This window comes from Paracoccus sp. S4493, assembly GCF_000967735.1.
Lineage (GTDB): Bacteria > Pseudomonadota > Alphaproteobacteria > Rhodobacterales > Rhodobacteraceae > Paracoccus > Paracoccus marcusii.
Genome location: NZ_JXYF01000264.1, coordinates 1 through 5,892, shown reverse-complemented (window position 1 = coordinate 5,892; position 5,892 = coordinate 1). Strand labels below are relative to the sequence as shown.

Here is a 5,892-nt window from a genome sequence, read left to right as displayed (position 1 = left end):
CAAAGGCATCGAGCATCAGGTAAAGCGTCTCCATCGTGGGCGGATCGCCATAGACGACCGTGCGCCCGGCCAGTTCGGGGTCGGCTTCACACTTGGCGCGAATGCGCAAATCGTGATCCAGATAGGCGTTCACGGTGAAGCGGAATTTTCCGGTCCCGGCGTCGTAGAAATAGACGTGCCATTTCACCAGCTGGTCGGGGTTCTCGTCGGCTTCCGCAAACAATTCTTTCGCTGCGATCCGCTGCACCTCCAAGGATCGGGCGCAATCGCGAATGAAACCATTGCTTTTCGGCCCGCCAAAGGCCGCGCCTTCGCGGATGCCAAAGGCATTTCCGGGGCAACGCTCCCGCACAAGGCGGGCCAGGATTTGGGCACTCCGCGCGCTGCCCGTTGCTGCGACATAGGGGGCGGGGTGAATATCGGTCTGCACGACAGAAAAATGGGTCATCTGCGGCTCCCTCACTGGCTCAGTGCCGAATAGGTGCCTTCATCCTCATAGCGGATGATGGCATCGCCGGTCTGGGACAGGCCGCCCCAGAAGGGGCCAAGGAAACCGGCAATCTTGGGCTGGCCCTGCAATTCGGTGCGCAGGCTCGCGCGGGTCTCGGTCCCGGTGATTTCGGTGCCCATGTCATCGACCCATGCGGCAAGGTCATCGGTCACAACGCGGCTCATGCCGCTGTCGTCGGTCATGGTGATGATTTCAAAAAGTGCCATTTGGCTTTCCTTCTTTTGCGACGATCCCGGCCCGGACTTCGCCCTGTGGCCGGTGCCCAAAATGGGTGGCAGGGTGCAGATAGTTCTGCCTTCAGCGGTGGGGAAAATTGCGTGAAATCAGTGGGGCCTGTCCCTGATGCGAAGGCATGCTTGCCTTTCCTGTCACAAAGGTCTGCCTCTGATGGGCCGCAGCCAAATCTCCAGCGCGTATGCTGATCCGGTCCGACATGTCGTGACGCTCCTTCCTGTTCCGCCAGTGGCGAAGCCATCGCTGCTTTTCACTTTGGATGACCTCATGTCATCCGAAGGGCAAAGCAGGGTGGGCGCAGCCCGACCTGCGGCCGGACGGTGATCTGACACACGGGGCCGGAGCGGTGAAATTGGGAGGGACCCGCGCGCCCCGCGCGTGGGAGGAACCGGATTTCTCCGTGGAGGCTGACGCGCAGCGGCACCAGAGCCCGTGTTCGGATCGCCGGCCGGATGGCAGGCGGAAAAATAAAATGAAAGATCGTCAGCGGTGCTAGAGCGAAGCGGAGGCGCGGCTGTCCGTTGGATCAGCGATCGCGGTGCCCGCGATCACCATATCTTTGAAAAGCAGCCTCTCGACTGCCAGGCAGCATCGACGCGAATAGCGATTGCTCAAACCATGCTGAAAGCCATAAATATATTGGCCTAACCGGCTCCGGTTGCAGCCGGATAAAAGACCAGTAGCAGGTCAGACGGAGAATGCCCCGTCCACGACGAGGCTTTGCATCCTGATTTCAAGATCGAAGGTCAGCTTTACTTATTGCCCTTCGCCCTATTGTGCGTCCGACAGAGCATCTCGCAGTTACCGGCTGTCGTCCCGCCACCTTTGCTCCAGGCAGCGACGTGATCGGCTTCCATCTCGGTCAATGTCCACATCCGGCTCTTGTTCGCGTCATGTCCGACCGCGCAGTGCGGGCAGTTTGACTTACCGGCCGCTGTTGCGGCTGCGGTCTGAGTTGCGAAAACTGACCGTTTTGTCGCCTCGTCGAAAACGCGGATATCGAGGAGCTTCGCGTCCTGTGACCCACCTAGGACATATTCGAAGATGCCGCGGCGGTTTTTGACGAAAGGGTCGCCATAAAGGCGCTGGACCTCGGCTGCCACGGTGGCAGGATCATAGGCGGTGGTGTGGTAGGTTTCGTAGAGCCTGCCCCATTCGAGGCCTTGCATCTCCTTCTCCACACTGGTGAAGACGCTTCCCGCCCAATCAATAACGCTGTCGAAGTAATTCTTCAGCCCGCCGATGCTGTCGCTCATGCGGTGCGCACTCATGTAGCCGCCGATATTGTTGCGGCTCACCCAGTCCAGGGCGCGCTCTAGGAAGTCCTGACGGTTAGCGCTGCCTTTGATGTATTTCGACCACTTCTGGATGTTGGCGTTTTGACTGTTGCTGAACTCAGCCTTAGCACGCGTGACGAAGGGGCCGGAATAGATCGCGTTCAGAAGCTCCTGCGGCTTCAGGGGCACGCCAGAGATATTGATGGTCTCAAACCATTGCTTGATCTCGGTCTCCGTGCCCTCACAGATGTAGATCAGCATTTTAGATTCGCGGATCTTCTGCTGCTGGTCGGCAGGTAGACTGTCGAAATTCTTCGGGTTTCCACCATCCATAATGGCGAACTTGTTCGTCACGAAGCGACCGATACTAGTGATCCGCTGCTGACCATCTAGCACCTCGTATTTTCCCTCAGCAATCTTATTAAAATACACAAGACCAAGCGGGTAGCCCTTTAGGAGAGACTGAATCACCGCCTGCTCGCGCCCTCCATTGTTCTCTGCATAGATGTAATTGCGCTGGTATTCCGGCTGGATCGTCAGCTGGCCAGAAAGGCCAAAGAGCCCCTTTCCTTCCAGCTGGTTGTAGACAAAGCCGTCACAGAGCTGCGACACCGTGATCTCAGTCTCGAGGGTCGTCTTCATGAGTTGTCACCTTCAGCGGGGCGGCGGTGCCGGATCAGAATGCGCTTGTAAACCTTCACGTCATTGATGACGCCGGACATGTTTAGAGGGATGTTGCCCGCCTTGCCGAAGCGTCGATAAAAGGAGTCCTTCTGGTCTTGGACAGTATACCAGCGCGTTCGGTAGGGATTGTCTGGATTGCTCGATTCTAACGTCCCCACGATCTCGAACTGATCAGGATTGTATTTGTCCAGGAAAGTCACGGGCACGCCCATCACTCCATCGAAATCGCTTGGGATCTCCTTGTAGGTCCCTACCTCGATAGCGTCATAATTGTCGTATCGGTCATATGCTTCTTTGCCCTTAAGACCTGGGCTGTAGCGCAGGTTATCCGACATGGTCATGAGGCTTAGCGGCCGGTGCCGCCGCCCGTGATCGAGGTTTGTATACCAGCAGGAGGATGAGACCCGGGCCATCTTTTTGCCCGTCGCCTCGTCAATGTGGTGAAATTTCGTATAGCTGTCAGGCACCTCGAAGAACATGCCGACATTAAAGTTCGTGCAACCGAGCCAGAGCTGGTTGGCCATCACATGGGGAAAGACGTCCTGATAGGTGATGGCGTTGGTATTCCCAATGATCAAAAACCTCTTGTCGTTCTGGATCAACAAGGAGACGTATTCACTGAAGAGCGAGAAGGGCGGGTTCGTCACGACGATATCCGCCTCGCGCAATAGGGCCACGCACTCCGGGCTGCGAAAGTCGCCATCGCCCTGCAACCGCGTGCGGCGGTGCGGGTTCTGCTCTAGGAACAGACGAACATCTTCGATGTCCCGAGCGCCATCGCCATTTAGATCCGTGACCTCCTCGATCTCAACCGCTACAGCGTTCGGTCGCTTCGGGGTCCGGTTTCCTTGGATATATTCATCAAAGGTAAGCTGCATACCGGCAATCGTGGAACCCTTACGGCTCGTCGTGACGAGCTTCCTTAGGCCCAAGCGGTTGAAGTTCGCCGCGAAATACTTAAAAAAATTGCTCTCAAAAGGGTCATCGCAATTGCAATAGACGACCTTGTCTCGGAAGGTCTCCTGATCAAACTCTAAATAAGCCTCGACCTCTTTCTGGATGTCCACATAGCGCGTGTAGAACTCGTCCTTCTTGGCCTCCCGTGCCGCCGTCAAGCCGCGGTTCAACACAGCTTTGCCATCCCTAGCCATCAACTCTCCCAACGCGTCATGCCGCACAGCTTTCGGCGGCCGCAAATAAACAAAAAACTCAGACATATCTACTGATGGATGTGTTTGAAGTCACGCGGTTCTCTTGATGTCGATCGACTTGCTAACGTCACCGATAGGCTCTTTATGTCGATGCTGCGCCGACCGATGACCATCAGATTTCGTCAAGCTAGCAGGCCCGCGAGGCAGACTGCCTGGCAAAAAAGGCAGAACTATGTGCCACAGAACATCGGGTGGCAGGGGGCAGATAGTTCTGCCTTCAGGGGTGAGAAAAACTGCGTGAAAACAGGGGGGACTGTCCCCGATGCGAAGGCGGGCTTGCCTTTCCTGTTACAAAGGTCTGCCTCTGATGGGCCGCAGCCCAATCTCTGGCCCGTGTGTTGATCCGGTCCGACATGTCGTGACGCTCCTTCCTGTTCCGCCAGTGGCGAAGCCATCGCTGCTTTTCACTTTGGATGACTTCATGTCATCCGAAGGGCAAAGCAGGGTGGGCGCAGCCCGACCTGCGGCCGGACGGTGATCTGACACACGGGGCCGGAGCGGTGAAATTGGGAGGGACCCGCGCGCTTGCGCGTGGGAGGAACCGGATTTCTCCGTGGAGGCTGACGCGCAGCGGCACCAGAGCCCGTGTTCGGATCGCCGGCCGGATGGCAGGCGGAAAAATGAAATGAAAGATCGTCAGCCGTGCCAGAGCGAAGCGGAGGCGCGGCTGTCCTCTGGATCAGCGATCGCGGTGCCCGCGATCACCATATCTCTGAAAAAGCAGCCTCTCGACTGCCAGGCAGCATCGACGCGAAGAGCCCATAGCGGCCAGTGTCGTGGAAATCCACGCTTCAGCCATGGCTCCATGTCAACCCGATGCGGCTTGGCTTACCGCGTAGTCGTATGTCAGAACATCTTCGAATTGCTGCATCCGCTCCAGGATCAAGTTGCGGTATGCGTCTTGCGACAATGTCCTGTCCTCAACACGGGTCAGCCCGCGAGATACAGGGACTAGCAAATCGCCGGGGCGACTGCCGCGTAAGGAATTTATCGCCGCCGGATCGCCTCCTTGTGCCCCAAGACCCGGCGCGAGGATAATAGAGCGCGGTAGAAGTTGCCTCAGCCGCCGCCCTTCATTGGGGACCGTCGCTCCAATGACTGCCCCGACAGGAGACAGACCATCCGCGCCGGGTGGTGCAAAGCCGCCGATCAGATCGGCGACGCGATCGGATATTGCCCGGTTCCCTGCCATCTTGTCCTGAATCCAACCTGCTCCCGGATTGGATGTCCGGCACAAAACGAAGAGACCTTTCCCGTGACGCACCGCGCAGTCTACGAACGGAGCCAGGGTGTCCGGTCCCATAAGGGGGTTGATCGTGAGGCAATCGGCCTCGAAATCGCCACTGCCGCCTTCCTCAGCAGGCGTTAGATATGCCTTTGCATATGCGGTAGCGGTTGCCCCGATATCGCCCCGCTTGGCGTCCAGAATGACACCCATACCTGCGGCTTTCGCCCTCTTCATCCCTGCAGAAAGTGCAGACAGCCCGGCAAGCCCGCCGGCCTCAAAATATGCAGACTGAAACTTTACGAAGCCCGCGCGCGTCTCGACTATGTCGAGCAGAAAGTCCACGTATCGGCTGATCCAGTGGCCGTCACCGCGCTCGAAGAACTGTGGCAGATCGGCAAGTGACGGATCGATGCCAATGACAAGCTCGCCACGTTCCCTGACATTCGCGTCGACAATTTCTAACCAAGTGGTGCTTGCCATGTCATCTCCTGGGAACCCTTCCTGCAGCTGCGCTGTCGTAGCCGTTCGATCTGCTATGACCTTTGCCAAGAAGAGGCCAGGGCGTCTCTGGCAAGATAGCGAGCCTGGCGTAGCGGATCAACTTTGAGCGTCCGCTTCGTCCCGCATTGCAGACGCTAGCCCGTCGCCGCCGTGCGTCTGCTATGCGGGACGAAGCGGCCGTTCGGTGCTAAGGCGGTGTTTTCACCTTCATATGGAGCAAGGATGAAACTCAGACTTTTGATCGAT

At 57.6% G+C, this 5,892-nt stretch carries 5 protein-coding genes; all 5 read right to left on the bottom strand.

From position 1 onward, the window contains the following. Nucleotides 1-463 (bottom strand): hypothetical protein (locus TW83_RS20855; protein ID WP_157001719.1); only part of this gene is annotated, 463 nt, incomplete at its 3' end. After that, nucleotides 460-717, bottom strand: coding sequence for a hypothetical protein (locus tag TW83_RS16935; RefSeq protein WP_045983957.1), 258 nt, complete (start codon nucleotides 715-717; stop codon nucleotides 460-462). The genes TW83_RS20855 and TW83_RS16935, both read right to left, overlap by 4 nt. Before the next feature lie 780 nt (nucleotides 718-1,497). Further along, nucleotides 1,498-2,664 carry a DUF262 domain-containing protein gene (locus tag TW83_RS16930; protein ID WP_045983956.1) on the bottom strand — a complete coding sequence of 389 codons (1,167 nt, stop codon included), beginning with the start codon at nucleotides 2,662-2,664 and terminating at the stop codon, nucleotides 1,498-1,500. Next, nucleotides 2,661-3,923, bottom strand: coding sequence for an adenine-specific methyltransferase EcoRI family protein (locus TW83_RS16925; RefSeq protein ID WP_204245797.1), 1,263 nt, complete (start codon nucleotides 3,921-3,923; stop codon nucleotides 2,661-2,663). Before TW83_RS16925 ends, TW83_RS16930 begins: the two co-directional genes overlap by 4 nt. An 802-nt stretch (nucleotides 3,924-4,725) precedes the next feature. Continuing rightward, entirely contained in the window at nucleotides 4,726-5,625 is a 900-nt protein-coding gene (pyrF, locus tag TW83_RS16920) for an orotidine-5'-phosphate decarboxylase (protein WP_045983955.1), read from the bottom strand. Nucleotides 5,626-5,892 lie beyond the last annotated feature (267 nt).